The sequence below is a fragment of the Chitinophaga vietnamensis genome, assembly GCF_902167635.1.
Classification (GTDB): domain Bacteria; phylum Bacteroidota; class Bacteroidia; order Chitinophagales; family Chitinophagaceae; genus Chitinophaga; species Chitinophaga vietnamensis.
The window spans coordinates 20,582-45,574 of the sequence record NZ_CABHMS010000008.1 but is presented as its reverse complement, the minus strand read 5'-3'; the positions used below and the strand labels follow the sequence as shown (position 1 = coordinate 45,574).

General features: G+C 50.2%; 28 protein-coding genes. 18 read left to right on the top strand and 10 right to left on the bottom strand.

Features of this window, described 5'->3' with window-relative positions; translation table 11 throughout:
• Positions 1 to 132: 132 nt before the first annotated feature.
• Both FPG75_RS20520 and dusB read right to left on the bottom strand, forming a co-directional pair.
• Complete coding sequence (locus FPG75_RS20520) at positions 133 to 702, bottom strand: NUMOD4 domain-containing protein (protein ID WP_143309415.1); 570 nt, start codon at positions 700 to 702, stop codon at positions 133 to 135.
• Between the two features lie 45 nt (positions 703 to 747).
• On the bottom strand, positions 748 to 1,815 hold the full coding sequence (dusB, locus tag FPG75_RS20515) for a tRNA dihydrouridine synthase DusB (RefSeq protein WP_143309413.1): 1,068 nt from the start codon (positions 1,813 to 1,815) through the stop codon (positions 748 to 750).
• Between the two features lie 150 nt (positions 1,816 to 1,965).
• Between dusB and FPG75_RS20510 the strand changes: the two genes are divergently transcribed.
• The 5 genes from FPG75_RS20510 to FPG75_RS20490 all read left to right on the top strand — a co-directional run bounded on the left by FPG75_RS20510 (position 1,966) and on the right by FPG75_RS20490 (position 5,078).
• Positions 1,966 to 2,877, top strand: a complete 912-nt coding sequence (locus FPG75_RS20510; RefSeq protein WP_143309411.1) for a CPBP family intramembrane glutamic endopeptidase — start codon at positions 1,966 to 1,968, stop codon at positions 2,875 to 2,877.
• Positions 2,878 to 2,898: 21 nt separating this feature from the next.
• Positions 2,899 to 3,147 carry a putative signal transducing protein gene (locus FPG75_RS20505; protein ID WP_143309409.1) on the top strand — a complete coding sequence of 83 codons (249 nt, stop codon included), beginning with the start codon at positions 2,899 to 2,901 and terminating at the stop codon, positions 3,145 to 3,147.
• A gap of 69 nt (positions 3,148 to 3,216) precedes the next feature.
• Positions 3,217 to 4,098 carry a phosphatidate cytidylyltransferase gene (locus FPG75_RS20500; protein WP_143309407.1) on the top strand — a complete coding sequence of 294 codons (882 nt, stop codon included), beginning with the start codon at positions 3,217 to 3,219 and terminating at the stop codon, positions 4,096 to 4,098.
• An 85-nt stretch (positions 4,099 to 4,183) separates the two neighbouring features.
• Positions 4,184 to 4,837: a phosphatidylserine decarboxylase family protein gene (locus tag FPG75_RS20495; protein WP_143309405.1), complete on the top strand. Its 654-nt coding sequence runs from the start codon at positions 4,184 to 4,186 to the stop codon at positions 4,835 to 4,837.
• 16 nt (positions 4,838 to 4,853) lie between these two features.
• Positions 4,854 to 5,078 carry a hypothetical protein gene (locus FPG75_RS20490; protein ID WP_143309403.1) on the top strand — a complete coding sequence of 75 codons (225 nt, stop codon included), beginning with the start codon at positions 4,854 to 4,856 and terminating at the stop codon, positions 5,076 to 5,078.
• 54 nt (positions 5,079 to 5,132) lie between these two features.
• On the opposite strand, the gene FPG75_RS20485 is transcribed toward FPG75_RS20490, so the two are convergent.
• Positions 5,133 to 5,828 (bottom strand): YjjG family noncanonical pyrimidine nucleotidase, encoded by a 696-nt coding sequence (locus tag FPG75_RS20485; protein ID WP_143309401.1) that lies wholly within the window; start codon positions 5,826 to 5,828, stop codon positions 5,133 to 5,135.
• Between the two features lie 99 nt (positions 5,829 to 5,927).
• On the opposite strand from FPG75_RS20485, the gene FPG75_RS20480 reads away from it, so the two are divergent.
• The 3 genes from FPG75_RS20480 (at position 5,928) to FPG75_RS20470 (ending at position 9,461) form a co-directional block, all read left to right on the top strand.
• Positions 5,928 to 6,629 (top strand): SDR family oxidoreductase, encoded by a 702-nt coding sequence (locus tag FPG75_RS20480; protein WP_143309399.1) that lies wholly within the window; start codon positions 5,928 to 5,930, stop codon positions 6,627 to 6,629.
• A 108-nt stretch (positions 6,630 to 6,737) separates the two neighbouring features.
• The gene (locus tag FPG75_RS20475; protein WP_161596867.1) at positions 6,738 to 8,669 is read left to right on the top strand and encodes a BatD family protein; all 1,932 of its coding nucleotides are present in this window, start codon (positions 6,738 to 6,740) and stop codon (positions 8,667 to 8,669) included.
• A gap of 18 nt (positions 8,670 to 8,687) precedes the next feature.
• Complete coding sequence (locus FPG75_RS20470) at positions 8,688 to 9,461, top strand: tetratricopeptide repeat protein (protein WP_143309395.1); 774 nt, start codon at positions 8,688 to 8,690, stop codon at positions 9,459 to 9,461.
• Between the two features lie 7 nt (positions 9,462 to 9,468).
• Here FPG75_RS20470 and FPG75_RS20465 read toward each other — a convergent pair whose 3' ends face one another.
• From FPG75_RS20465 to FPG75_RS20435, 7 genes are all read right to left on the bottom strand, one after another.
• On the bottom strand, positions 9,469 to 10,215 hold the full coding sequence (locus FPG75_RS20465) for a LytR/AlgR family response regulator transcription factor (protein WP_143309392.1): 747 nt from the start codon (positions 10,213 to 10,215) through the stop codon (positions 9,469 to 9,471).
• 73 nt (positions 10,216 to 10,288) lie between these two features.
• On the bottom strand, positions 10,289 to 10,957 hold the full coding sequence (locus FPG75_RS20460; protein WP_143309390.1) for a sensor histidine kinase: 669 nt from the start codon (positions 10,955 to 10,957) through the stop codon (positions 10,289 to 10,291).
• A 325-nt stretch (positions 10,958 to 11,282) separates the two neighbouring features.
• Entirely contained in the window at positions 11,283 to 11,996 is a 714-nt protein-coding gene (locus FPG75_RS20455; protein WP_236652852.1) for a response regulator transcription factor, read from the bottom strand.
• A 60-nt stretch (positions 11,997 to 12,056) separates the two neighbouring features.
• Positions 12,057 to 13,073: a sensor histidine kinase gene (locus FPG75_RS20450; RefSeq protein WP_143309388.1), complete on the bottom strand. Its 1,017-nt coding sequence runs from the start codon at positions 13,071 to 13,073 to the stop codon at positions 12,057 to 12,059.
• A complete protein-coding gene (locus tag FPG75_RS20445) occupies positions 13,073 to 13,564 on the bottom strand; it encodes a gliding motility lipoprotein GldH (RefSeq protein ID WP_161596866.1) in 492 nt (163 codons plus the stop codon). The genes FPG75_RS20450 and FPG75_RS20445 overlap by 1 nt, the downstream gene beginning before the upstream one ends.
• A gap of 17 nt (positions 13,565 to 13,581) precedes the next feature.
• A complete protein-coding gene (locus tag FPG75_RS20440) occupies positions 13,582 to 14,457 on the bottom strand; it encodes a YicC/YloC family endoribonuclease (protein WP_143309384.1) in 876 nt (291 codons plus the stop codon).
• An 89-nt stretch (positions 14,458 to 14,546) separates the two neighbouring features.
• Positions 14,547 to 15,134, bottom strand: a complete 588-nt coding sequence (locus FPG75_RS20435; RefSeq protein WP_143309382.1) for a pseudouridine synthase — start codon at positions 15,132 to 15,134, stop codon at positions 14,547 to 14,549.
• A 55-nt stretch (positions 15,135 to 15,189) separates the two neighbouring features.
• Between FPG75_RS20435 and FPG75_RS20430 the strand changes: the two genes are divergently transcribed.
• From FPG75_RS20430 to FPG75_RS20385, 10 genes are all read left to right on the top strand, one after another.
• A complete protein-coding gene (locus FPG75_RS20430; protein WP_143309380.1) occupies positions 15,190 to 15,900 on the top strand; it encodes a Crp/Fnr family transcriptional regulator in 711 nt (236 codons plus the stop codon).
• Positions 15,901 to 15,971: 71 nt separating this feature from the next.
• Complete coding sequence (locus tag FPG75_RS20425) at positions 15,972 to 18,401, top strand: heavy metal translocating P-type ATPase (RefSeq protein WP_143309378.1); 2,430 nt, start codon at positions 15,972 to 15,974, stop codon at positions 18,399 to 18,401.
• Positions 18,402 to 18,566: 165 nt separating this feature from the next.
• Entirely contained in the window at positions 18,567 to 18,857 is a 291-nt protein-coding gene (locus tag FPG75_RS20420; protein WP_161596865.1) for a cupin domain-containing protein, read from the top strand.
• Positions 18,858 to 18,874: 17 nt separating this feature from the next.
• Complete coding sequence (gene ccoS / locus FPG75_RS20415; protein WP_143309374.1) at positions 18,875 to 19,036, top strand: cbb3-type cytochrome oxidase assembly protein CcoS; 162 nt, start codon at positions 18,875 to 18,877, stop codon at positions 19,034 to 19,036.
• Positions 19,037 to 19,044: 8 nt separating this feature from the next.
• Positions 19,045 to 21,189, top strand: a complete 2,145-nt coding sequence (gene ccoN / locus FPG75_RS20410) for a cytochrome-c oxidase, cbb3-type subunit I (protein ID WP_143309372.1) — start codon at positions 19,045 to 19,047, stop codon at positions 21,187 to 21,189.
• Positions 21,190 to 21,200: 11 nt separating this feature from the next.
• Entirely contained in the window at positions 21,201 to 21,371 is a 171-nt protein-coding gene (locus FPG75_RS20405; protein WP_143309370.1) for a CcoQ/FixQ family Cbb3-type cytochrome c oxidase assembly chaperone, read from the top strand.
• A gap of 21 nt (positions 21,372 to 21,392) precedes the next feature.
• Positions 21,393 to 22,436, top strand: coding sequence for a cbb3-type cytochrome c oxidase N-terminal domain-containing protein (locus FPG75_RS20400; RefSeq protein WP_143309368.1), 1,044 nt, complete (start codon positions 21,393 to 21,395; stop codon positions 22,434 to 22,436).
• Between the two features lie 3 nt (positions 22,437 to 22,439).
• Positions 22,440 to 23,825: a cytochrome c oxidase accessory protein CcoG gene (gene ccoG, locus FPG75_RS20395; protein ID WP_143309366.1), complete on the top strand. Its 1,386-nt coding sequence runs from the start codon at positions 22,440 to 22,442 to the stop codon at positions 23,823 to 23,825.
• An 11-nt stretch (positions 23,826 to 23,836) separates the two neighbouring features.
• Positions 23,837 to 24,274: a FixH family protein gene (locus FPG75_RS20390; protein WP_143309364.1), complete on the top strand. Its 438-nt coding sequence runs from the start codon at positions 23,837 to 23,839 to the stop codon at positions 24,272 to 24,274.
• Positions 24,275 to 24,279: 5 nt separating this feature from the next.
• Positions 24,280 to 24,990, top strand: a complete 711-nt coding sequence (locus tag FPG75_RS20385) for a sulfite exporter TauE/SafE family protein (protein ID WP_161596864.1) — start codon at positions 24,280 to 24,282, stop codon at positions 24,988 to 24,990.
• The last annotated feature ends 3 nt before the right edge of the window (positions 24,991 to 24,993 follow it).

Sequence of the window (24,993 nt, the reverse complement as noted above, 5' to 3'; positions counted from 1 at the left end):
CGGATTTGGAGGAAGCCCCAAATTTATAAATCCGTAAATCCATAAATTCCAAAATAACAAAGGCCATACAGCATTGCGTATGGCCTTTGTCAGACAACATCATATTTATGATCATTCCTGGCAAACCAGGCATTAATCCGCTGTTACGTGTGCCCAGTTTTCGCCGCTTTTGATGCGATAGAGCTGCATTTCGCTGATATCGAACTGTTCGGCGATCTGTTTCATGGTTTTTTTACCGGGCTTATTGAGTATCCGCTTGATGTTCTTTACCTTGCTCACATTGAGTTTCAGGCCTTTCAGGCGGTTGCGTTGCTTTTCTTTATAGGCTCTTTTGGCCGGGCTGTTCTGTTGATGTTCTTCCATCTCTTCTTTGGTAGCCCAGCGAAGGTTGGATGCTTTATTGTTCTTTTTATCGTAATCGAGATGGATCACATACCTGTGGGCGCGGCCTGGTCTTTTGGCAAAGAGCTTGGCCACTTCGCGGTGCAGGTAGAGTGACTGGTAGCTATCGGCGGGCTTTACGTTCAAAACCGTATAGCCTTCCACGGTAGAACCCGTGAGTAGCTTACCATCTTCTGTACTTTCATGATAACTGATCACTCTCCCCATGTTAGACACGGCGTATTTCTTCCGCAGGGCAGATTTGTTTTTAATCTGTAAGTCTTTCCAGACTTCGTTTTTCAGATTTTTAATTGTGGTCATGTGAAAGTAGTTTTTATATGTTTTGTTTTTCGGGGGCGATAGCGTTTATCCGTAAACGTTACAACCGGCCATTTCAGTATTGGCCGGTAGAAAATCAGTTTCGGCCATTGGGGAAGATGTCCTCTCGAAAATATGATCCTTGTACTGTACTACGATCGCGTCTAATACTTCTTCTATCTCTGCTAAGGTCTTGTAAGTTACTAATTGTTGTCTGAATTCTTTGATATGTGGCAGTCCTTTCAGATAATTTGTGTAGTGGCGGCGCATTTCAAGGATTCCTACGATGTCGCCTTTCCAGGCTACAGACTTATGCAGATGTTTTTTACATACTTCCACTCTTTCCAAAACAGTTGGCGGAGCTAAATGTTCGCCAGTTTTCATAAAATGCTTGATCTCGCGGAAGATCCAGGGATAGCCGATGGCGGCGCGTCCTATCATGACGCCGTCGACGCCGTATTTGGCTCTGGCGGCGATGGCTTGTTCCGGCGTACATATGTCACCGTTACCAAAGATCGGGATCTTGATACGCGGGTTGTTCTTTACTTTTCCGATGAGGGTCCAGTCGGCGCTGCCTTTGTACATCTGGGTACGGGTGCGGCCGTGGATGGTCAGCGCCTGGATGCCAACGTCCTGAAGTCTTTCAGCTACTTCCTCGATATTCTTGGTGTCATCGTCCCAGCCGAGGCGTGTTTTGATGGTAACGGGCAACCTGGTGGCCTTTACCACTGCTGCGGTGAGCTTTACCATTTTGGGAACATCTTTGAGGATGCCGGCGCCGGCGCCTTTGCAGGCCACCTTTTTCACGGGGCAGCCAAAGTTGATATCCAGCAGATCGGGGTTGGTAGCTTCAACGATCTGTGCGGCCATGGCCAGCGGTTCTTCATCTCCACCAAATATCTGTATGCCCACCGGGCGTTCGTAATCGAAGATATCCAGTTTTTGCCTGCTCTTGATAGCATCACGGATAAGCCCTTCAGAAGAAATAAATTCGGTGTACATCAGATCAGCGCCATTGTCCTTACACACTGCGCGGAAGGGAGGATCGCTCACATCTTCCATGGGTGCCAGCAGCAAGGGGAATTCGCCGAGTTCAATATTTCCTATCTTCACCATAAATTGAGAACCGTAGCCTGTTTGGCGGTAGTTATTATTTTATTAACTTATATAAATTTCATGATTGCAGCGGGAGAGCTGACAGTTACTGTTACTGCAATGCTTAATTTCACGCTGTAAATTTACGCAAAATAAACACAGTAAATCTTTATGGCCGGTTATCTCAGGAAGTATCCCACCTTATTACAGTTTGTAGTTTTCATCTTTTTTTTCATCGGGTTCATGATGATCTATCTACTGTTGCTAAATACTGTATTGCCTTCTCTGACCGGGTTTACCATCAACGACATTCAGGATGGCGACCTAAGCAATCCTAAACTTGTCGGCTATCTGAAAATAACACAATTTTTTTATAGCATCGTTGTTTATTTAGTGGCGCCGCTGCTTTTCGCCTGGCTATGGCAGCCGAAGCCACTGGCATACTGTGGCTTGAGCCGCGTCCCTGGCTTGTCACAGGCGATCAGGGCCACGCTCCTGCTTTTCTGCACGCTCGCCGTAGCCGCTGTGCTGGGCGATTGGAACCAGTCGTGGCATGTTCCTAAAGAGGCCCGCCTGCTCCAGGAAAAAGCCGAAATGCTCACTAAAGCGATGCTGCGCATGCCTTCGGCGACCGATCTGTTCTTCAACCTGATCCTCATCGGGCTGGTGCCCGCCATCGCAGAAGAGCTCTGTTTCCGTGGCGTACTGCAACGACTTATGATCAACATGACGAGGATGAGATGGCTCAGCGTACTGTTCACCGCCATCATCTTCAGCGCCATCCATGGCGAGATCCTCGGCTTCATACCCAGGATAGCACTGGGTTTCACACTTGGCGCTATCTATCTCGTTACCGGCAACCTGTGGCTGAGCATCCTGGCGCACTTTGTCAACAACGGCATGCAGGTGGTGCTCGTATACCTCTTCCAGCATGGCTTTACGCACAGCGACCCTAATAAGGAGAGCACCCCGGGATGGTACTATGTGGTGCTCAGTGTAGCCGTTGGGGTTATATTGTTCTACCGGCTGGCCCAGAAGGCCGAACCCGGCATGGTGCTCAGGCCGGAAGAAAACATCAAATGATTCATTTTTAAAAACAGGCATATGGAAAAGGATTGGGTAAAAGTATTTTCGAGCGACCGCGCCTTCGAGGCAGAAGTGGTAAAAGGCATGTTACAGGAACATGACATCCATGTAGTGCTGATCAACAAACAGTCGTCCGCTTTCAGCGTATCGCTGATGAAGCAGGTGGAACTGTATGTGCATCCCTCGCAGGCGGAAGCCGCCCGCGAGCTGGTGGCTCAACACGAGAACCCGCCCATGGGCGACACATTTGAGCTGAACGAGGAGTGATTTGCTCCTACGGGTTATTTTATACACTTTTGCGCCATCAATTTTGTTTAAACGATTAGCGGTACATACATGAAGACATTTTTCACCCGCACAGCTTCGGCGCTGGTTTTTGTGGCAGTGATGCTGGGCGGAATCCTGTGGAGTCCTTTTACGTTTTTCCTGTTGTTCTTCCTGGTGAATTTTTTCGCCCTGCGGGAATATTTCAAACTTGTCCGGCTGATAGACACCGACTATAACACTGCCAGCAGCTGGCACCGCAATGGCGTGCTGGTGGCCAGTTGCGCCGTAATGACCGCCTTCACCGGCAGCTACTTCGTGCTGAACGGTATCTCTGCGGGCATCCTCGGATGGTGGCTGGCCGTGATTTTCCTGATGGTGCTCCCCCTCGGCGAGATCCTGTTCAGCAAAAACTTCTCGCTGAAGAATATCGGCTATTCCGCCATGGGCCTGCTATACGTAACGGTTCCTTTCAGCCTGCTGGTGAATATCCGGCTCAATGCCGCCGATATCCATTACACGGCTGCGGATGTAGGCACCGCACCGGGATGGCTGATCCCCCTGCTGCTCATCATCTTCATCTGGATCAATGATACCATGGCCTATATTGTGGGCTCGCTCATCGGGCGTACGCCCTTTGCACCGGCCATCTCTCCCAAGAAAACCATCGAGGGTACTTTGGGCGGGATGATACTGGCTGTAGCCGCTGCCGGCGTTTATGGCCATTTCTGGGGCGGCTACCTGACACTGCAACACTGGCTGGCATTGGCTGGCATTGCCGCCATTTTCGGCACCGTAGGCGACCTGATAGAGTCTAAACTCAAAAGGATGGCCGGCGTCAAGGACTCCGGCAATATCATGCCCGGCCATGGCGGCTTCCTTGACCGCTTCGACTCCATGCTGCTGGCCGCCCCCTTCGCCTGGCTGTATGTTCATTGCTTGATGATGGGCTGACAGAAATTCACATGCTGAAATTTTTGAATTGAAGTAACTTCGCACTGCGATTAAACCAATAAACAGATAACTAATAAACAAAACAATGAAGATCCATCGTGAAGGATTTGCTACCATTTCTCTTGTATTCCTTGTCCTGGCGGTCATCAACGGCGCCGTTTTCTACTGGTTTGGCCATATGCCCGCCCTCCACTGGGGCCTGCTGATCGTATCCGTGATCTTTTTCCTGTTTATCGTATCTTTCTTCCGGGTGCCGGCAAGACAAGCCACTACAGGAGAGGAGCTCGTGATCTCTCCCTGCGATGGTAAAGTAGTGGTGATCGAAGAAGTATTTGAACCAGAGTATTTTAAAGATAAACGCCTGCAGGTGTCCATCTTCATGAGTCCTGCCAATGTGCATGTGAACAGGAACCCCATCAGCGGGGAAGTGAAGCTTTCACAATACCATGCCGGTAAGTACCTGGTGGCCTGGCATCCGAAGTCATCTACCGAAAACGAAAGGCACTCCGTTGTGATCGGCAATGACAAAGGCGATATCCTCGTTCGCCAGATCGCAGGCGCGCTGGCACGCAGGATCGTGAACTACCTGAAACCGGGCATGCAGGTAAACCAGAACGATGAGATGGGCTTCATCAAATTCGGCTCCCGTGTAGACCTTTACCTGCCGCTGGGCACAGAAGTAACTGTGAAGCTGGAACAGGTGGTGAAAGGTGCACAAACCGTGATCGCAAAAATCTAATCACAAAAAATATTGTATGAAAAGCGTTCTCTCTCTTGCTGCTGCATTGTTATTCACAGCAGCCACCGTTTCGGCACAGGACAGCAAAGGCAATGCTGCCGATAAATCCGACAAGAAAGCGAAAACCGAAAAGCAGGCTAACTGCAGCGCCAACTGCAAACAGAAAGGCAAGAGCTGCTGCCAGCAGCCGTCGAAAACAGCCAACCTGAGAGTGGCCGCAGCCGCGAAGAAAGCGCAATAATATCTTCTTAAAAAAGATCGCCCTCACTTACGGTGAGGGCGATCTTTTTTTATGTTAAAGAATTTCTCTCAATTCTTTCAGATGGCCGATCGTGTAGGTCGGCGTAAAATCCACCGGCGGCTTCGCCGGGTTGAAATAGATCTGATCCATCCCTACGGCGTGCGCGCCTTTGATATCCAGCTCCATCGCATCTCCGATCATAACGCTATCTTCCGCTGTGGTAGCGGCTTTGGCGATGGCGTAATCAAATATTTCGCGATAAGGCTTAAGGCTGCCCGCCATCTCGGAAGTGATGATATGCGTGAAATAATGATCAATACCGGCGTTTTTCATTTTCAGCAACTGCGTAGCTTCGAAACCGTTAGTGATCATGTGCATAGGATAATTTTTCGCGGCCAGGTAGTCCAGCGATTCCTTTGTTTCAGGGAACAGCGCTGTTTTGGTAGGCAATATATCCAGGAATTGGTCGGCCAGGGCCACATTCAGGGCTTCGTCGCCGATCTTGAAATCCAGCAGGGTATGGCGGAAGCGTTTGTAGCGCAGGTCATTGCGGGTGATGAGTCCTTTACGGAAGCGTTCCCATAAACGTTCGTTGTGACCTACATAAGCGGTGGAGAACGCCTGAAATGTAGGTACTCCGCGGCTCTCCAGGGCATGGTGATGATATAGCTCCAGTAGTGTTTCCTGTTCATTTGTTTCAAAGTCCCAGAGGGTGTGATCCAGGTCAAAGAAAAGATGTTTGTATTTCATGATGCGCAAAGGTACGAAATACCGGCCAGATGGATGGCGGCGGCGGGTGTTGTGCGTTACATTAAATTCATTATTTTACCGTTTTAATCAACGAAAAATATGAATGCAGTGATCACAGGTGCCAGCAAGGGCATCGGTAAGGCGGTGGCGATGCGGCTGGCAAAGGAGGGCTGTCATGTAGCGATATGCGCGCGCCATGCCGAAGCGCTGGAATCCGCCAGGGTAGCCATACAGGCGGAGAACCCTGCGGTGAAGGTGTACGCCATGCAGGTGGATATGGGCGATAAATCACACGTGCTGGATTTCGCAGCTCAGCTGAATAAAATATTTCCGGCGGTGGATATACTGGTGAACAATGCCGGCATTTTCACGCCGGGCGCTATCCATGAAGAGGCCGATGGCCTGCTTGAAAAGTTGATGGCGGTGAATGTTTACAGCGCCTATTATCTTACCAGGGCCCTGTTGCCCGCCATGATAGCGCGTCGCAGCGGATATATCTTCAATCTTTGTTCCACCGCCAGCCACAGAGCGTATCACAATGGAGGCTCTTACAGTATCACCAAGCATGCCTTGCTGGGCTTCAGCCGTAACCTGCGCCAGGAGCTGATGCCGCATAATATCCGTGTATCCGGTGTAAGTCCGGGGCCAACACTTACTGCATCGTGGGATGGCTTTGATGCGCCGCCCGACAGGATGATGCCGCCTGAAGATATCGCCAGTGTGATATGGTCTGCCTACAGTCTTGCGCCACAAACAGTAGTAGAGGAAATCCTGCTCAGGCCTGTATTAGGCGATATATAAGCCCACATATATTCATAATTTTTTAACTAACTTTTAACGGCCCTGAACGCCGCTTCCGGAGCGGCTTTGGTTAAATTTGTTGACATAATTATGATGCTCAGATTTTGTATGAGAAAGTGTATTCTCTCCTTATTGTTGCTGGTAGGACTCGTTGCCTGCGCATACGCGCAGGAATTTCGTTTTACCACCACCGTAAGCAGTAATACCGTGGCGCAGGATGAACCTTTTCAGATACAGTTCATGCTGGAGAATGGCGTAAACATCAGCAGCTTCAATCCGCCAAATTTCAAGGATTTCGAGGTCATGCAAGGGCCTTCCCAGATGCAGGGTACTTCTATCTTCAATGGCCGGCGCTCGGAATATATTGCGGTGAGTTATGTATTGCAACCCAAACATGTAGGTAGCTTCACCATTCCCGGTGCGCAGGCAAGGGTAAATGGCAATGTGGTAAAATCCAATCCGGTGCTCATAGAAGTCAGGAAAGGCAGCAGCCAGGCGCAGCAGCAACAGGTGGCGCCATCGCCTGCATTCCCGCAGCACCGCGGCTCCCAGGGCAGCGATGATCTTGAAGGCGTGCTCAAAAAAGGAGAAGATATTAACGAGAAACTTCGCAAGAATATTTTTGTAAAAGTAGAGGTAGATAAAACCAATCTCTACGAAGGCGACCAACTAACGGCAACGTATAAACTCTTTACACGCCTGCCCACTAATTCCAACGTTACCAAAGTGCCTGCCTTCAAAGGCTTTTCAGCAAAGGATATCGAGCTGCCCAACCCGCCGCAGGCCGGTGAGGAATATATCAATGGCGTGCGCTACAAAGTATTTACCATCCGCAAAACGTTGTTGTTCCCGCTGCAATCCGGCGAGCTGGAACTCGATCCCGTAGAGGTAGACAACCAGGTGCGCCTGGTAAAACTTGTGAACAACGGCAAACGTGGTGGTGGCAATGGCCGCAGTAAAGATCCGTTTGAAGACTTCTTCAACGATCCTGCCTTCAAAGACCCTTTCTTCGATGATTTTTTCAATCGTCCTGAAGTAGAATACCAGGATGTGCCTTATAAAACTCAGAGCAATCCCGTAAAAGTAACCGTGAAGCCGCTGCCGCTGGATGGCCGGCCCACCAGCTATAATGGCGCCGTTGGTAAATTCAGCATGACGGCCACCGTTGATAAAACCAACCTTAACACCGATCAGGCACTCACGCTGAAAGTCACTATCAGCGGGCAAGGCAATGTGAACCTGCTCAACTCGCCTAAAGTAGATGTCCCTTCCGGGTTCGAAAAATACGACCCGAAAGTGACTGATAATATTGAGAAAAACAGCAACCCGCTTTCCGGCAGCCGCACATTTGAATATGTGCTGATGCCTATGGAAGCAGGCGATCATACCATTGCACCGGTGGAGTTCTCCTACTTCGATCCCGGCGCCAATGCCTACAAAACACTGCGCTCAGCGCCTTTTGTGATCCACATTGATCAGGGTAAACGCACCCGCCAGGAGAAACAAGATTTCAGCGTTGGCAAAAATGAACTGGTGAACATCGAAACAGGCCCGCTGCCATGGGCAAGGAAACATCTGTGGTTCATTCTCAGCCCCTGGTTCTACCTGTTGCTGGCATTGCCATTGCTGGCAGCGGCAGCAGTTATCCTGTACAAGCGCAGGAAAGATTACAACACCACCAATGCTTCGTTGCTGAAGCACCGCTACGCCAACAAGGTAGCCTTAAAGCGCCTGGAACTGGCCGCCCGCTATTTGAAAGAAGGAAAAGACAAATCATTCTACGAAGAAACTTCCCGCGCCGTGTGGGGATATCTCAGTCATAAACTGAAAATACCATTCGCAGATCTCAGCAAACAGCTGGTGCAGGATAAACTCGCCACCCACCACATCAATGGCAGCAACACCACCGAGTTGTTCTCACTGATCGAGAATTGTGAAACCGCGCTGTATGCGCCATCGCACGACAACCACAAAATGCAAGGCACTTACCAGCAGGCGGTGAGCATCATCACCAACCTGGAAAATGCACTGAAGAACTAATTATTTAACGAACGCGGAATGTTGAACCAAAGAAATCTCAAATCCCTTTTGATGGCCGCAGGCATGCTGGCGCTGTTGTTTAGCAGCAGCAAGATAGCTGCCCAGCAACAACGTTTTGACGAAGCCAATAATCTGTACCGCCAGAGCAAATTCACCGAGGCCGCGCAAATTTATCAGGCCCTGATCGACTCCGGCTATCACGAAAAAGCGCTGTACCTCAATGCAGGCAATGCCTGGTACAAAGCCGGCAAAAATGGTAATGCTATTTACAATTACGAAAAAGCGCTGCAACTTTCTCCTGAAGATGCTGCAATCAAACATAATCTCGCCATCGCCAATCAAAAAGTAAATGGCTTCACCGACGAGCTGCCGCTGGTATTTTTCCAGCGATGGTGGCTTAGCCTGCAACACCTGCACCGTCCTAACGGATGGGCAGCGGGCGCCATTATTTTCTTCTGGCTATTGATAGCCGGCGTGTTGTTGAATGCCTATGTTCCGGGGTGGAAAAACAAATACCTGCGCTGGGGTAACTATGTGCTGGGCATATTGTTCGCGCTATACCTGACGATGTCGATAGATACTTACCTGGCAGTCAATAGCCATCACGCAGGTATTGTGATGAACAACAACATCAAGGTGAAAGCCGCGCCGGATGATAACAGTAAAGACATGTTTGAACTGCATGAAGGCATGAAGGTGCACATTGTAGATGCGACCAGGGATTTCTGTAAGATAGAAATGCCGGATGGTAAAAATGGCTGGGTGAGCTGCTCTTTTATCAGAGTGCTGTAATCCGCCGTCAGAGCCGTTCTATACGCAAAAGAAAGTCCTGTTTCTTCTGTCTTGACACGGGTACGCTCTGGCCATCACACATGATGATCTCTCCACCATCTCCTTTGATATATTTATCCATGAACGACAGGTTCACGAGGTAGCTGTGATGCACCCGGAAGAAGCCTTTGTCGGTCAACGACTCTTCCACATCTTTCAATGTGCGGCATACCAGCACGGGCTTTTCTTGCGAACGCAGGAAGATATGGGTTTGCGCGCCATCGGATGCGCAATAGAGGATATCTTTCACCACCAGCATGCGCAGGCCGTCAACGGTGGGCAGCGCAAGGCGTTCGCCCTGTTTCACATGTTGCTGAAGGAACTGCATGAGGTCTTCCAGTTTTTTGCGCGGCCGTTGCCCGAAGGCGGCTGTGGCTTTGTTTACCGCTTCTTTGAGTTCGTTGATATCAACAGGTTTGAGGAGATAATCGAGCGCGCTATGGCGGATGGCCCGCATGGCATAGTGATCATAGGCCGTTATGAAGATCACGGCAAAATCGCCTCCGGTGCAGGCTTCCAGCATCTGGAACCCATCGAGGCCTGGCATTTCAACATCCAGGAATACCAGCTGCGGGTGGTGTTTTATGATAGCATCAAGTGCTGTGGCGCCGTTACTACAGGCTGCCAGCACCGTTACATCAGGACAATGTTTCTCCAACATGATATGCAGTACGTCCCTGCTATGTTTCTCATCGTCCACGATAATGGCGCGCATGTGACAGATTGTTTCAGACCTTGGTACGATTACAACGAAAAATTAAGCAATAAAACATTACTGGCCAAAAGGCTTATCCTGCCATCGATTGTCTGGAAGGCATATACAGCATGCTGATGGTGAGCCTGTTCCTGTTGTCTTTTGTTGGCTCGTCGATTACTTGCTGTGCGCTGATCCGCGCTTGCAGGTGATATTTTTCGCTCATCATGTACAATCTTTCGGAGGCGATATCTATGCCGGCGGCCTGGCGTTCGCCGGTATCGTCGAGGAGTTCGGCGCTTGGCACGCCGTTGTCTTCCAGTTGAATGAGCAAGCGATCCTTGTCTTTACCAACCTGTATCAACAGGTGGCCGCCCTGCTTCTGGGGGCGGGTGAGGAGGCGGTGCCAGATCGCGTATTGTACATAAGGCTGGATGATCAGTGGCGGCACGAGGGTATGTGCTGTATGCACTTCCGGTGCGATGCAAAGTTGATAGGAGAATTGTTGATCGAAGCGTAGTTGCTCCAGCTGTAAATAGAGTTCAAGCGCTTCGAGATCATCGTGCAGGGAAACCCATTCCTTGTTAAAGCTGCCGATCATCAGCCGCATCAGGCGGGAGAAGCGGGTGAGATATAGCGAGGCCATATCCGTACTGGTAGTAAGGATATAATGGTGAATGGCATTGAGGCTGTTAAAAATAAAATGCGGGTCCATCTGTGCCTGGAAAGCGTGCAGCTCCAGGTTAGTCAACGTATGGTGCATGGTTATTTCTTTCTTCGAAGCGCTCCTGATCTTTCTTTCCCGTATGAAGAAAAAAACGAAGATGGTAATGAGGCTAAACAAGAAAAACAGCCAGTACGGCCAATCCGCAGCAAAAACTATTTCATTGTAACGATGTGCCACATATAAGGTTTACAAGAGGATCCCTCTCTCCCAAATTGATTATTTAAATATCGGCTAAATGTGAGCCAATGGAAAGTGGCATTTCTTACGAGGCAGAAATTTACAGGAAAGCGGTGAGAATGGACGGAAAACTGGCAAACAAGCAACAGCGGAAGACAGGTGGGCTGTCGTCCGCTGTTGTGATTTATACTTCCGTGAATTTATAGCCAACGCCTCTTACAGAGTGGAAGTATTTTGAGTTGCGGCTGTCTTCCTCAAAATATTTGCGGAAGTTGAGGATAAAGTTATCGATGGTGCGGGTAGTAGGGTAGACGTTGTAGCCCCAAACTACCTGCAATATTTTTTCTCTTGTCACTACTTCGCCTTTGTTTTCGATCAGCAATTTGAGGAGCATGGCTTCTTTCTTACTGAGCTCATAGTGTTTGCCATCTTTGCCCACACATTCCTGTGCGGCGAAGTCGATGGTGTTATTACCGAAGCGGTACACGTTGGGTACGCTGTCTTTATCCTGGATCTTTTTATTTTTTACGATCAGTTTCTCCACGCGCAGGAGGAGTTCTTCCAGGTTAAAAGGTTTGGTCATGTAGTCGTCGCCGCCTTTCTTGAGGCCGAGTACGCGGTCGGCGCTACTGTTTTTGGCGCTGAGAAAGAGGATGGGTACTTCATTGTTCTGAATACGGATATTTTCGCAAACGGCGATACCATCCATTTCGGGGAGCATGATGTCCAGTATGATCAGGTCGAAATATTCATTTTTCACTGCTTTAAGAGCAGCGGTGCCGTTGTCGACGGCAGTTACTTCATAGCCCTCCAGCTCCAGGTTCAGCTTCAGTGCCTCCTGGAGATTCTCTTCATCTTCCGCCAGTAGTATTGATGCCTTGGTCGCTTCCTTCATCATAAGTTATTGTTTGATTTGAGTCAGGTGGGGGTCAAATTGTCATTTAATCCCACATCTAATTTACGCAGTTTGTACGGAATATTCCGTCCATGTTATTTCAAAGCAGGCGCCGGCGGGTTCATTATTGCGTACTTCAATATGCCCATTGTGTTGTTCAACGATCTTGGCGGTGAGGAACAGGCCCAACCCGGAGCCTTTGGCTTTTCGGGTGTTTTCGTTCCCTACCCGGTAAAATTTCAGGAAGATCTTTTCGCGTTCTTCTTCGGGGATACCGGGTCCTTCGTCTAGTACCTGCAACTTCAGTTGTTTGCCGGCTTCGAAGAGTTTCACTTTGATAGCCGTGTTGCGTGGTGCATATTTGGCGGCATTCTCGACCAGGTTACTGAGTACGATGTGTAGCATCAGCTTGTCGCCTTCCATCCACACGTGTGGCAAAATGCTTGCCTGAATGTCATGAGTGCCAATTCGTCCGCCCAGCTCTTTGATCCCTGCTTCCAGCAGTTGGGAAACGTTGAGCGGTTCTTTGAAGAGCTGATAGCGGTGGGTTTCCAGCTGTGCAGCGAGCAGGATGTTGTTGCAGAGCTGATCAAGGCGGTTGGTTTCACGAATGGTATTATCGATGAGCCGCAGTTGCTTCTCCTCTTCCAGCTTGTGTTTGCGGATGGTTTCAAGATTGAGTTTAGCGGCGGCGATCGGGGATTTGAGCTCATGGGTCACCGCCATCATGAAGTTCTGTTGCTGGCGGCTGAGTTTCATATATTTCCAGACGGCGCGGTATACGAACAGCGCGCCGATGAGGATGATGCCGAGGAAGGTGGTGCCTTCGCCGATGTATTTAAAAGAGCGCATATGCTCTTCCTTGTTGATGCGTTGCAACTCCAGCTGGTGCGCTACCGGCTGTGCGAGGCTGTCGATGCGCAGGGAGAGGTTTTGTTTTTCGAAAGTGGAGATCTGTTCACTTTGCCGGAACAGCAGGATGCCCCACCATACCAATGCGGCGATGGTGTAGGCCAGTACCAGGAAATAGATGAAGGAAACGGATTTTCCTTCCTGCATTTTATTGAAAATCTTTTTCATTATGGCCGTTTGCCGGCTTTCTCAATCCGCAAGCCAACACTCATCACATAGGGGAGCGGATTTTGCCGCATGTTTTGTTCAAAGGTGAACTTGTAAGTACCTGGCTGATTGAAGATGGCCCGCTGCTGGATGGGTATACGATGTTCGTAGATATCATCCAGGTTTGATTTTGTGCCCCATTTGCCGGTAGCATCGGCGAGGGGCAGCTCTACGCGCTGTTCCTTGGGGATGCTATCACCGGGATAGCTGGTGCCGATCAGCAGCCATACGTTACTGTATGGATAAGCGGCGGTATGCCGCACATTCACATAGATGTTATAGAGCCAGGCAGTATCTTCCGGCTGTAACTTTACTTCAAAGGTAGGTTTGTAGTCATAGGACCAGTCATGACCCGGTATTTCCAGGTTCTTCTCGTAAGCGTCCATTTTAGGCGGCTTGCAGGCAGCAGCCAGTAACAATAAGCCCGCGGTTACCAGGAATAATCTGTTCATATGGTGTGTACGCCTTACTATAAAACGTTTAATACTTGTTCTTTGGCTTTTTCCAGCTCGTCTTTCATAAGCACCACCCATTGCTGGATACCGGCATCGTTGGCTTTGGAGCCGGTAGTATTGATCTCGCGGCCTACTTCCTGGAGTACGAAGCCAAGCTTTTTACCTTTGGCAGGATCTGTTTCTTTCAGTATTTCCCTGAAGTAACGGCAGTGGTTTTCCAGGCGTGACAGCTCTTCGGAGATATCAAGTTTTTCCAGATAGAAGATCAGTTCCTGTTCGAGGCGGTTAGCATCTACGTTCTCTTTTCCTACATGCTCTGCCAACAAGCCTTCCAGGCGTTGACGGATACGGTCTTTACGCAGCGGGTCCAGCTCGCGTACCTTCACCATATAGGTTTCGATATTGGTGATACGCTGAATAAGGTCTGCTTCCAGCATCTGTCCTTCATCCTGACGGTGTGCATCCAGATCTTCCAGTGCGGCTCTCAAGGTCTCTTCCACATCTTTCCATTCATCTTCCGTGATCTGTTCGGTAGCAGGAGATACCACTTCCGGCAGTTTCATGAGTATGTTGAGCATATCGCCCTGGGGCAGTTCCAGCTGGTTGGCCAGCATGGTGATAGACTGATAGTAGAATTTAGCTAGGTCTGTATTGATCACGACCGGGCGGGTAGCGCCGTTCTGGCGGATATTGATAGTGGCATCCAGCGTGCCTCTCTGCAAGGTTTGCTGCATGATGTTGCGGATATCAAACTCATAAGGTTTGAGCAAAGGAGAGAATTTCAGGTTCACTTCAAACTGCTTTCCGTTCAGCGATTTGATCTCCACTACAATACTTGTTTCGCCTCTTGTGCTTTCTGCCCTTCCGAAGCCGGTCATTGATTTCAGCATAATAGAAATTTGTTGGCAACAAACCTAGTTAAATAATTTGATTATTTGAGGATTTGAGGATTTCTTGATTTGAACCAATTCGAAAATTCTCAAATCCTTAAATCCCTAAATATCTCTTCTTTACTGAGCGCTTTCATCTCTCCGGGCTGCATGCCGGCGATGGTAAGGTTTTCCATGCGATAACGGACAAGCCTCAACGTAGGAAAGCCGACGGCGGCCGTCATCTTGCGGACCTGCCTGTTCTTGCCTTCCCGTAGTATCATTTTGATCCAGGGCGCAGGAATACTTTTACGGAAGCGGATCGGCGGGTTACGCGGCGGCAGCGGCGGTTCTTCTTCAAATATACTGGCGCTGCAACGGCGCGTATGATAAGGCTTTCCATCTACCGTGATCTGTACACCCTCCTGCAATTGCGCCACCGCAGCAGCAGTTACGGCGCCGTCTACCTGTACCCAGTATTCCCGCTCATGCGCATACCGCGGCGACAGTACCCGGTGGTTCAGTGCCTTGTCGTTCGTTAGCACCAGCAATCCTTCACTGTCATAGTCCAAACGGCCCACTGGATATACATCCGGCGGTACTTTGAAATAGTCTGCCAGACAGGATTTGCCGCCTTCCGGTGTAAACCTTGTCAGCACCTCATATGGTTTATAAATTACATAATATTTAAACGCCACGTCTGCTTTTACTTTGGTTAAGGAGCCGTAAATTAGTACTTTTGCAAATCACGATATGAGTACTCCGTTTCATAATCCAGCATGCCAGCAATGCAAAGACCGCTTTGCATCTATATTCTGTAAGGCGGAACCCAGCAATCTTGACCAGATAGATGCCGCGAAGGTTTGCTCTTCTTACAAGAAAGGGCAGGTGATCTTTCACGAAGGCGCCTATCCTTTTGGCGTGTACTGTATCAACGACGGAAAGATTAAATTATCGCACAGCGGCGACGATGGCCGCGAACAGATCATCCGCCTGGTGAAAGCCGGCGATATCATGGGCTACAAAGCGCTCCTGAGCAACGAGCGCTATACCGCCACTGCTACAGCTTTGGAAGATTCTGCTATCTGCTTCATCCCCAAAGACCTCTTCATACAAATCCTGCAAAACGATGCCGCCCTCTCTTTCGAGATGATGCGCATCTTGTCGAGCGAGCTGCGCAAAGCAGAAATGCGCATCACTCACCTGGCCCAGAAACCGGTACGGGAGCGGCTCGCAGAAACACTCCTTTTCATTAGAGAAACCTATGGCTTCGAAACGGATGGCTTCACCCTCAACGTACGCCTTTCCAGAGAGGAGATCGCCAACCTCGTAGGCACCGCCACAGAATCCGCCATACGCCTGCTTTCCGAATTTAAAAAAGATGGCATGATAGAGCTGGAAGGCAAGAAAATACGCCTGCTCGATATGCACGAAATCGTGCGCACTGCCAACCTCCAGGATTAACCTGACTTTTATCATCTTTCAGCTTGACACATATCATTGCCCTCCCATAACCGGGCTGATACCTTTGTGCCATGGCTACCTCACATGAAACATCTGCCAGCATTGCCTGCTACCACTGCGGAGAAGATTGCCCGGATACCCGCATCCAGCTGGAAAATAGAACCTTTTGCTGCGAAGGCTGTAAACTGGTGTACGAGATCCTCCACCAGCACGACCTTTGTACTTACTACGATCTGAACAAACAGCCGGGCATCACGCAACGCATAGCGGTACGACAGGATAAATTCCTTTTTCTGGAAGATGAACAGATACAGCAACAGCTCATCCAGTTCCGCAATGATACACAAACGCATGTCACCTTCTATATCCCGCATATCCATTGCAGCTCCTGTTTGTGGCTGCTCGAAAACCTGCACCAGCTTAATAAAGGCGTGCAACGCGTTACCGTCAATTTCAGCAGGAAAGAAGCGCTGATCATCTTCTCCCCGCAACAAACCTCGCTGAGAAGAGTGGCGGAAACACTTACTGCCATTGGCTATGAGCCATACATCAGTTTGCAGGACCTTAAAGATAAAAAGCCACGCATAAGCCGCAGCATGATCTACCAGTTGGGCGTTGCCGGTTTTTGTTTTGGAAATATTATGCTGTTGAGTTTTCCCGAATATTTTTCCGGGGCAGATGAAAAGACTGCACGCCTGTTCCAGTTGCTGAATCTCGCGCTGGCATTGCCGGTATTCTTCTACAGCGCGCAAGCCTTCTACCGGTCAGCATGGAAGGGCCTTCAACACGGCTTCCTGAACATCGATGTACCTATTGTGCTGGCGATCTTCGTCACTTTTGTGCGTAGCGTGGTGGAAGTCGCGCATGGCCATGCCGGCTACTTTGACTCTATGAGCGGTATTGTTTTCTTTATGCTGACAGGCCGGGTGCTGCAAGATAAAACATACCAGGGCCTTTCGTTCGACAGGGATTACACCGCTTATTTTCCTATAGCCGTTACCGTTATCCGCGATGAACAGCAGGTACCTGTGCCATTACCGGACATTCACGTCAACGATACTTTGTTGCTGCATAATAATGAACTGATCCCTGCAGATGGTATCCTGGTAAAAGGCAGAGCGCTGATCGACTACAGTTTCGTTACCGGCGAATCCGCGCCAGTAAAGAAATCCGTGGGGGAGATCATTTATGCAGGCGGCCGCCAGCTGGATGGTAATATCGAGATACTGACGATCAAAGAAGTTACCCAGAGTTACCTCACCAGCCTTTGGAACCGCGATGAACTGAAGCTGGGCAAAGAAAAACATGCCTCGTTCATACATCTTCTGGGGCAGCACTTTACCTGGGTAGTGCTGATGATCGCCGCCCTTAGCGCCGTTTATTGGGCATGGCATGATGCGAGCCGCATCTGGCCGGCTGTTACGGCAATATTGATCATTGCCTGTCCTTGTGCACTGTTATTGGCAGCTTCTTTTACTCATGGTCATATTTTGCGTATTCTCAGCAGGCACCATTTGTATCTGCGCAATGCGCAGGCGATAGAGAACATGGCCAACGCCCGGCATATTGTTTTTGATAAAACCGGTACGCTCACTGGTAAAACCGGTGCAGCAGTGATCTACTATGGCACTGCGCTGACGCCGCCGCAAGAGGCGATGATCGCAGCGTTAGCGGCGCAGTCGCCGCATCCGCTGAGCGAGGCCGTGCGCGCGTACTGCGGCAATCCGGCGGCGCAGGCGGTGGCAGACTTTCAGCAATTTACCGGCAAAGGAGTATGTGGCTGGGTGAACGGACATTTTGTAAAGCTTGGCAGTGCGGAGTTTGCCGGCGCCTATGAGCAGCAGGAGAGCAAGGGCAGTGTAGTATATGTATCCATCAACGAAAAGCTGATGGGATTGTTCACCATCCGCAACAGCTACCGTAGCGGTATCCAGCCCTTGATGCAACAATTGAAAGAACGATATTCTTTGTCCGTACTCTCCGGTGATAACAACCGCGAAGCGCCCTGGCTACGCCAGCTGATGGGGCGGCAGTCTACCCTATTATTCAATCAGCAGCCGGCAGATAAACTCGATTATATCATCTCCCTGCAACAGCGGCAACAAAAAGTGATGATGATTGGCGACGGGCTGAATGATGCCGGGGCATTGAAACAGAGCGATATCGGCATCTCGCTGACGGAAGACAGCAACAACTTCACACCTGCCAGCGATGGCATACTGGAAGCGCGGCAACTGCCGATGTTACCAGCGTTCATCAAATTGTGCAAAGCCAGCAAACGTATTATACTGGCCAGTTTCGGGATATCGGTACTCTATAATATAACCGGTTTGTATTTCGCGGTGCAGGGTGTATTATCGCCATTAACAGCGGCGATACTCATGCCTGCCAGCTCTATCAGCATCGTGTTACTCACTTATACAATGAGTGAGTGGCAGGGTCGCAAACTGTTGCGCAGTGCGGCTTCACAGGAGCCTGACAAAAGTCATGTTTCAGGTTGAGCAATATCATAGCCACTACGATAGCGCCATTTTACCTTTGTGATCATCTAAGCATTTAAGAGGAGTGCCCGTATTGAAATGGGCGGGCAACACCATCTGGTGTTGCCCGCAACGGGCGCCCCATGCCGCTTACAGCCGATCAAAAGACCTTCGCAAATTGTACAGATGAAAGCCATGAATGTATTGCAGATGATCACCAGCGAACCAGTTAAAAGTTATGCCGTACTGAAGACAGCGCGTTTCAGTGCGCACCTGGTGGTGATGCAGCAAGGGCGGCAGATACCGCCGCATACTTCAGCCACAGATGCAATGATATTGGTACTCGAAGGGAAGATCGCTTTTATGCTGAACGAAAATATAACGGTGCTGGAATCCGGCGATGTGTTCACTTTCGGCGCCAACGAAATACATGCCTTACAGGCGCTGGAAACCGCGCGTTTCCTGCTGGTCAAGTAACGATAAAATATTTTACCATGGGCGTAATCATACTCTTGCTGGGCGCAAGCCTTACCGTTGCCATCGGGTTCCTGGCGGCCTTCATCTGGTCGGTACGGAACGGGCAGTTCGAAGATGATTTCTCTCCGGCGCATCGTATTCTTTTCGACGATAAAAAAGATCATTCCGAAACCAATTAAGCAACACTATGTTACTCGAAAAATTTTATTACGACAACCGCACGGTCAAATGGTTTGCCTATGCTTGTGTGTTCTGGGGGCTGATCGGCATGCTGGCGGGCCTCTGGGCTGCACTGGCGCTGGTGATCCCTGATATGAACCTCGGTTTTGCCCCTACTACCTTTGGCCGTTTGCGGCCGGTGCATACGAATGCCGTCATCTTTGCATTCGTTGGTAACGGTATCTTCATGGGTGTTTATTATTCTTTACAACGCCTCTGTAAAACACGCATGTTCAGTGATGCGCTCAGCAAGTTACACTTCTGGGGATGGCAGGCCATTATCGCAGGCGGCGCGCTCACCCTCTTCATGGGATACACTACCGGCAAGGAATACGCCGAACTGGAATGGCCTTTTGATATCGCGATCACGCTGGTATGGCTGGTGTTTGGCGCCAACATGCTGGGCACTATCCTGCGGCGGCGCGAATCACATCTGTATGTGGCAATCTGGTTCTATATCGGTACCTGGGTGGCTATCGCGATGCTGCATATTGTCAACTCTTTCGAGTATCCGTTAGGGTTATTTAAAAGCTATTCCTGGTATGCCGGCGTGCAGGATGCGCTGGTACAGTGGTGGTATGGCCATAATGCCGTAGCCTTCTTCCTTACCACGCCCTATCTCGGGCTGATGTACTACTTCGTGCCGAAGGCTGCCAACAGGCCTGTGTATTCTTATCGCTGGTCTATTATTCACTTCTGGTCACTGATCTTTATTTATATCTGGGCGGGCCCGCACCACCTGTTGTATACTGCCTTGCCCGAATGGGCGCAGTCGCTGGGCACAGTGTTCTCTATCATGCTCATTGCGCCATCATGGGGCGGTATGCTCAACGGTTTGCTCACACTGCGCGGCGCATGGGATAAGGTGAGAGAAGATGCCATCCTGAAATTTTTTGTGGTGGCGCTCACCTGCTATGGTATGGCCACTTTCGAAGGACCAATGTTATCATTGAAGAATGTGAACGCTATCAGCCATTATACCGACTGGACTATCGCACACGTGCACGTAGGCGCGTTGGGATGGAACGGTTTCCTCACCTTCGGTATCCTCTACTGGCTCATTCCCCGTCTTTTCTCTACACAATTATATTCCCGCAAATGGGCTAACACCCACTTCTGGATCGGCACGCTGGGCATTATCTTTTATGTGATACCACTGTATTGGGCGGCCTTCACACAAAGCATGATGTGGAAACAGTTCACCGAAGAAGGACAGCTGAAATACCAGTTCCTTGAAACGGTGACGACCATCGTGCCGATGTATGCCCTGCGTGCACTGGGTGGCGCCCTCTATCTGAGCGGCCTGGTGCTGGCCATCGTGAACCTCACAAAAACGATACGCCGCGGCACTTTCGTAGCCAATGAAGCGGCCGAAGCGGCGCCTCTGCCCAAAGTAATTGCCACACATGGCAAATCGCACTGGCACAACTGGATCGAACGCAGGCCGATACAGCTGGTGGTATTCAGCCTGGTAGTAGTGGCCATAGGAGGTATCCTGGAAATGATGCCCACCTTCCTGATAAAAAGTAATATCCCCACCATCAGCAGCGTGAAACCTTATACACCACTGGAATTACATGGCAGGGATATTTACCTGAGAGAAGGATGTTATACCTGCCACTCGCAGATGATACGCCCTTTCCGCGACGAGGTAGCTCGTTACGGCGAATATTCCAAAGCTGGTGAATTTGTATACGATCACCCTTTCCAGTGGGGCTCCAAGCGCACTGGCCCTGACCTCGCGCGGATCGGTGGCAAATATCCGGATTCATGGCACTACAACCACATGCTTGACCCAACGTCCATGTCGCCAGGATCTATCATGCCGTCTTATCCCTGGCTCTTTGAAGACCGCATCGATAAAAGCAAGACGCCGGCTATGATCAATGTGATGCGCAAGCTGGGCGTGCCTTATCCGAACGGGTATGAAACAAAGGCCATCGACGACCTGAACAAACAAGCCGCAGCAATCACCGCCAACCTGAAAAAGGATAAGCTGCCGGTAGGCCCCGACCGCGAAATTGTAGCGCTGATCGCCTATCTGCAAAGGATGGGGAAAGATATTAAATCAGCGCCCAAGCCTGCGCCAGCTACCGCTAACACTGACTTTTAAAATACCGGATCATGAAATTCATCAATTACCTCGAGTCGATATCAGGTGTCAGTATTTACCCGCTGGCATCCCTGCTGATATTCACCATCTTCTTTGTTGCAGCAGCATGGTGGGCCTTCAGCGCCGACAAACAAATGGTAGATCACGTAAGCCGTATACCGCTGGACAATGATGAAAAATAATCTCTGTAAATGTAACATGATATGAACCTGAAATCTCTTTATATACTCGGCGCCGGCCTGCTATGCAGCCTCCAGGTGGTGGCAGAAGGGCGTCCTCAACCCTCCGAGCTCTCTGATCCTGTGGCGCTCACCTTGCTGGTGGTGATCATTGCATTGCTCATCGCCATTGGCGTATTGGCCAATGCAGTGATTGGCGCGATGGATATTTTCAGGGAGAAGATGAAACAGCAGGGGAACAAAATATTACTCACCTTGGGTTTCATTGCCTTGTCGGCGAAGCGCGCTTCCGCACAGGAGTCGGTCACCCATGGCACACTGTCTCAAACATCCCTCTGGCTGCTCGTTTCCGTCATCTTTCTGGAACTGTTTGTGATCATCAGTTTGTTATTTATGCTCCGTTACCTGGTAGGCATCAAGCGGAAACAAAAACCGGAAAAAGCGGCCCTGCCCGGAAAGCCCCGTGTATCCTGGCTGGAGAAGGTGAACAACACCAAAACACTGGATGCCGCCACCGAAGCTGAAGAGGATATGGGCCACAATTTCGATGGTATCCGCGAGTTGAACAACCCTACGCCGCCGTGGTGGAAATGGGGCTTTTATTTCAGTATATGCTTTGCCGTGGTATACCTCTGGCGTGGTTATGTATCACACAGCGCTCCCACGCAGCTGGAAGAACTGGCAGCGGCAGAAGAGAAGGCCGCCATCGCCAAAGCGGAATACCTGAAAAACGCCGCTAACAAGATCGACGAAAACAATGTGAAGCAACTCACTGATGCCGCCGACCTCGAGGCCGGACAAAAAATATTCGTATCTACCTGCGCTCCCTGCCACGGCCCGCAAGGGCAGGGCGTTGTAGGCCCCAACCTCACCGACGATTACTGGCTGCATGGCAGTAAGATCAACGACATTTTTAAAACGATCAAATACGGCGTACAGGATAAAGGCATGAAGGCCTGGCAGGAAGATTTCTCTCCCAAACAGCTCGCACAGCTGGCCAGCTTCGTCAAATCCATACACGGTAGCAACCCGCCGAACCCGAAAGCGCCGCAAGGAGAAAAAGAATAAGTTATGGACGACAGCACATTCAGAGACAGTCTGACCACCGTTGATAAACAAGGGAAGCGCAAGTGGGTATTCGCCAAACAGCCGAAAGGCCGCTGGTACAATATCCGCAGCCTTCTCAGCGTCTTCTATTTTAGTGTTTTTTTCAGCCTGCCGTTTATCTCTATAAATGGCAGGCCCTTATTTATGCTGAATGTAGTAGAAGGAAAATTTATTCTCTTTGGCGCTATCTTCTGGCCGCAGGACTTCTTCATCTTCGGGCTGGCTATGCTTACATTCATTCTGTTTGTTGTGCTGTTCACCATGGCCTTCGGCCGCCTCTTCTGCGGCTGGATGTGCCCGCAGACCATCTTCATGGAAATGCTGTTCCGCCGCATCGAATACTGGATAGAAGGCAATGCCGCACAACAACAACGGCTGCAACAGCAAGCCTGGAATACGGACAAGATCATCCGCAAAACAGGTAAACATCTTGCTTTCTATGCCTTATCATTCATTATAGCCAATACCTTTCTTGCCTATATCATTGGAGGAAGAGCACTAGTAAAGATCATCACCGGGCCAGTGAATGAGCATACCGGCGGACTGGCCGCCATCCTGGTATTTTCCGGCGTGTTCTATGGCGTGTTCGCCTTCATGCGCGAGCAGGTATGCACCGCCGTTTGCCCCTACGGGCGCCTGCAAGGCGTGCTGCTCGATAAAAATTCTGTGCTCGTTGCTTACGACTACAAAAGGGGAGAACCACGCGGCAAATACCGTAAAGATGCGCAACGCGCCGAAGGCGATTGCATCGACTGCCTGCAATGCGTACACGTATGTCCTACGGGAATAGATATACGTAATGGCACCCAGCTGGAATGTGTGAACTGCACTGCATGTATAGACACATGCGATTTTATGATGGAGAAAACAGGACGGCCGAAAGGATTGATCCGCTATGCTTCCGAGAATGGCATTGCCAACAAAGAGCCGCTGCGCTTCACACCAAGATTACGCATCTATTCCGCCATTCTCACCATACTGCTCGGCGCCATCACCTTTATGCTGATAAGCCGCAAGCCGGTGAGCGGCACTATCATGCGCACCACAGGTATGTTGTACCAGGAACGCGGGCATGACAGCGTGTCCAACCTGTACCGCATCAAACTGATCAACAAAACAGCTGCCGACATACCTCTAACCTTACGCCTGGAAAATACGCCCGGCCATATCGAGATCGCAGGCAAGCCGCTCATTCATGTAAAAGCAGAAGGGCAGGGGGAAGGCACCTTCTTCATCATTCTACCTAAAAACGCCATACAACACCGGAAATCATCCCTTACCGTAGGAATCTATCAACATAATAACAGAATCGCAGGACTGCCTACTACTTTTTTAGGCCCTGCGGAATAAAATTGATCATTATGAACTGGGGACATAAGATAGCCATCGTTTTCATTGTTTTTGCGGCCGGTATGCTCACGCTGGTCACCAAAAGCATGCGCGCACGCATTGATATGGTAACGCCCGACTACTACAGCGAAGAGCTGAAGTATCAGCAGGTGATCGACGGGCGTAACAATGCCGATGCCTTGTCGGCGCCAGTAAGCATTGCACAGCCCGGCGACAGCATTATCATCACCTTGCCGCAGGAGCTGCGGGGGCGCGCGCTTTCCGGCACCATCCGTTTCTATCGCCCTTCTGATTCCAGAAGAGATTTTGAGCTGCCCCTGCAACCTGATGCCAATGGCCGCCAGCGCGTAGGCAGGGAGCGTTTCATCAGGGGCGCCTACAAAGTGAAGCTGCAATGGACGATGAACGATAAAGCTTATTACCAGGAGCAATCCTTTCACATTAACTGATGCCGATGTTCCTGCTCTCTGCTTTTCTCTTGGGCTTTGCCGGCAGCTTTCATTGCGTAGGGATGTGCGGCCCTATCGCACTTACGTTGCCGGTGCGGCATCTTGCGGGCATGAAAAAGATGACCGGCATCCTGTTGTACAATGCAGGCCGTGCGAGCGCTTATGCGCTGGGAGGCCTGCTTTTCGGATGGCTGGGACAGCGCTTGTATGTGGGTGGTTTGCAGCAATGGCTATCAATTGCTATGGGCACGCTGTTGTTGTTGATATTATTGTTGAAATATGCAGCCGGCGTGCATTTCAACGGGCCGCAGTTGCCCGGTGCGCTGACGGGCAGGATCAGGTCTTCACTGGGCGCATTGTTGCAATCGCAACGCTTCAGCGCCTTATATGCTATAGGTTTCTTAAATGGTTTGTTACCCTGCGGGCTGGTGTACTTAGGTATTGCCGGCGCCGTGGCCACCGGCGATGCCCTGCACGGCATGCTGTTCATGGCTGCATTCGGCGCCGGCACCTTGCCTGCCATGACCGCTGTGGCCTGCTTCGGGCAGTTGCTGAGCCTGGGAATACGAAATCGCCTGCGCCGCACGGTGCCGGTGATGATCGGCATCATGGGCATCCTGCTCATCCTGCGCGGCATGAACCTCGGCATTCCTTACGTGAGCCCCGTGATGCACCCTCAACAGGAAAAAGTTTTTGAACACTGTCATAAACCTTAATTT

Excerpts from the sequence above, each read along its gene's own strand:
- FPG75_RS20490 (WP_143309403.1), top strand. The coding sequence starts at position 4,854 with ATGAAAAGCGTTCTCTCTCTTGCTGCTGCATTGTTATTCACAGCAGCC.
- FPG75_RS20470 (WP_143309395.1), top strand. The coding sequence starts at position 8,688 with ATGTTGAACCAAAGAAATCTCAAATCCCTTTTGATGGCCGCAGGCATG.
- FPG75_RS20425 (WP_143309378.1), top strand. The coding sequence starts at position 15,972 with ATGGCTACCTCACATGAAACATCTGCCAGCATTGCCTGCTACCACTGC.
- FPG75_RS20505 (WP_143309409.1), top strand. The coding sequence starts at position 2,899 with ATGGAAAAGGATTGGGTAAAAGTATTTTCGAGCGACCGCGCCTTCGAG.
- FPG75_RS20385 (WP_161596864.1), top strand. The coding sequence starts at position 24,280 with ATGTTCCTGCTCTCTGCTTTTCTCTTGGGCTTTGCCGGCAGCTTTCAT.
- dusB (WP_143309413.1), bottom strand. The coding sequence starts at position 1,815 with ATGGTGAAGATAGGAAATATTGAACTCGGCGAATTCCCCTTGCTGCTG.
- FPG75_RS20450 (WP_143309388.1), bottom strand. The coding sequence starts at position 13,073 with ATGAAAAAGATTTTCAATAAAATGCAGGAAGGAAAATCCGTTTCCTTC.
- FPG75_RS20485 (WP_143309401.1), bottom strand. The coding sequence starts at position 5,828 with ATGAAATACAAACATCTTTTCTTTGACCTGGATCACACCCTCTGGGAC.
- FPG75_RS20440 (WP_143309384.1), bottom strand. The coding sequence starts at position 14,457 with ATGCTGAAATCAATGACCGGCTTCGGAAGGGCAGAAAGCACAAGAGGC.
- FPG75_RS20445 (WP_161596866.1), bottom strand. The coding sequence starts at position 13,564 with ATGAACAGATTATTCCTGGTAACCGCGGGCTTATTGTTACTGGCTGCT.
- ccoN (WP_143309372.1), top strand. The coding sequence starts at position 19,045 with ATGTTACTCGAAAAATTTTATTACGACAACCGCACGGTCAAATGGTTT.
- FPG75_RS20405 (WP_143309370.1), top strand. The coding sequence starts at position 21,201 with ATGAAATTCATCAATTACCTCGAGTCGATATCAGGTGTCAGTATTTAC.
- FPG75_RS20430 (WP_143309380.1), top strand. The coding sequence starts at position 15,190 with ATGAGTACTCCGTTTCATAATCCAGCATGCCAGCAATGCAAAGACCGC.
- FPG75_RS20455 (WP_236652852.1), bottom strand. The coding sequence starts at position 11,996 with ATGATGAAGGAAGCGACCAAGGCATCAATACTACTGGCGGAAGATGAA.
- ccoS (WP_143309374.1), top strand. The coding sequence starts at position 18,875 with ATGGGCGTAATCATACTCTTGCTGGGCGCAAGCCTTACCGTTGCCATC.
- FPG75_RS20400 (WP_143309368.1), top strand. The coding sequence starts at position 21,393 with ATGAACCTGAAATCTCTTTATATACTCGGCGCCGGCCTGCTATGCAGC.
- FPG75_RS20520 (WP_143309415.1), bottom strand. The coding sequence starts at position 702 with ATGACCACAATTAAAAATCTGAAAAACGAAGTCTGGAAAGACTTACAG.
- ccoG (WP_143309366.1), top strand. The coding sequence starts at position 22,440 with ATGGACGACAGCACATTCAGAGACAGTCTGACCACCGTTGATAAACAA.
- FPG75_RS20480 (WP_143309399.1), top strand. The coding sequence starts at position 5,928 with ATGAATGCAGTGATCACAGGTGCCAGCAAGGGCATCGGTAAGGCGGTG.
- FPG75_RS20510 (WP_143309411.1), top strand. The coding sequence starts at position 1,966 with ATGGCCGGTTATCTCAGGAAGTATCCCACCTTATTACAGTTTGTAGTT.
- FPG75_RS20420 (WP_161596865.1), top strand. The coding sequence starts at position 18,567 with ATGAAAGCCATGAATGTATTGCAGATGATCACCAGCGAACCAGTTAAA.
- FPG75_RS20475 (WP_161596867.1), top strand. The coding sequence starts at position 6,738 with ATGAGAAAGTGTATTCTCTCCTTATTGTTGCTGGTAGGACTCGTTGCC.
- FPG75_RS20460 (WP_143309390.1), bottom strand. The coding sequence starts at position 10,957 with ATGCACCATACGTTGACTAACCTGGAGCTGCACGCTTTCCAGGCACAG.
- FPG75_RS20465 (WP_143309392.1), bottom strand. The coding sequence starts at position 10,215 with ATGCGCGCCATTATCGTGGACGATGAGAAACATAGCAGGGACGTACTG.
- FPG75_RS20500 (WP_143309407.1), top strand. The coding sequence starts at position 3,217 with ATGAAGACATTTTTCACCCGCACAGCTTCGGCGCTGGTTTTTGTGGCA.
- FPG75_RS20390 (WP_143309364.1), top strand. The coding sequence starts at position 23,837 with ATGAACTGGGGACATAAGATAGCCATCGTTTTCATTGTTTTTGCGGCC.
- FPG75_RS20495 (WP_143309405.1), top strand. The coding sequence starts at position 4,184 with ATGAAGATCCATCGTGAAGGATTTGCTACCATTTCTCTTGTATTCCTT.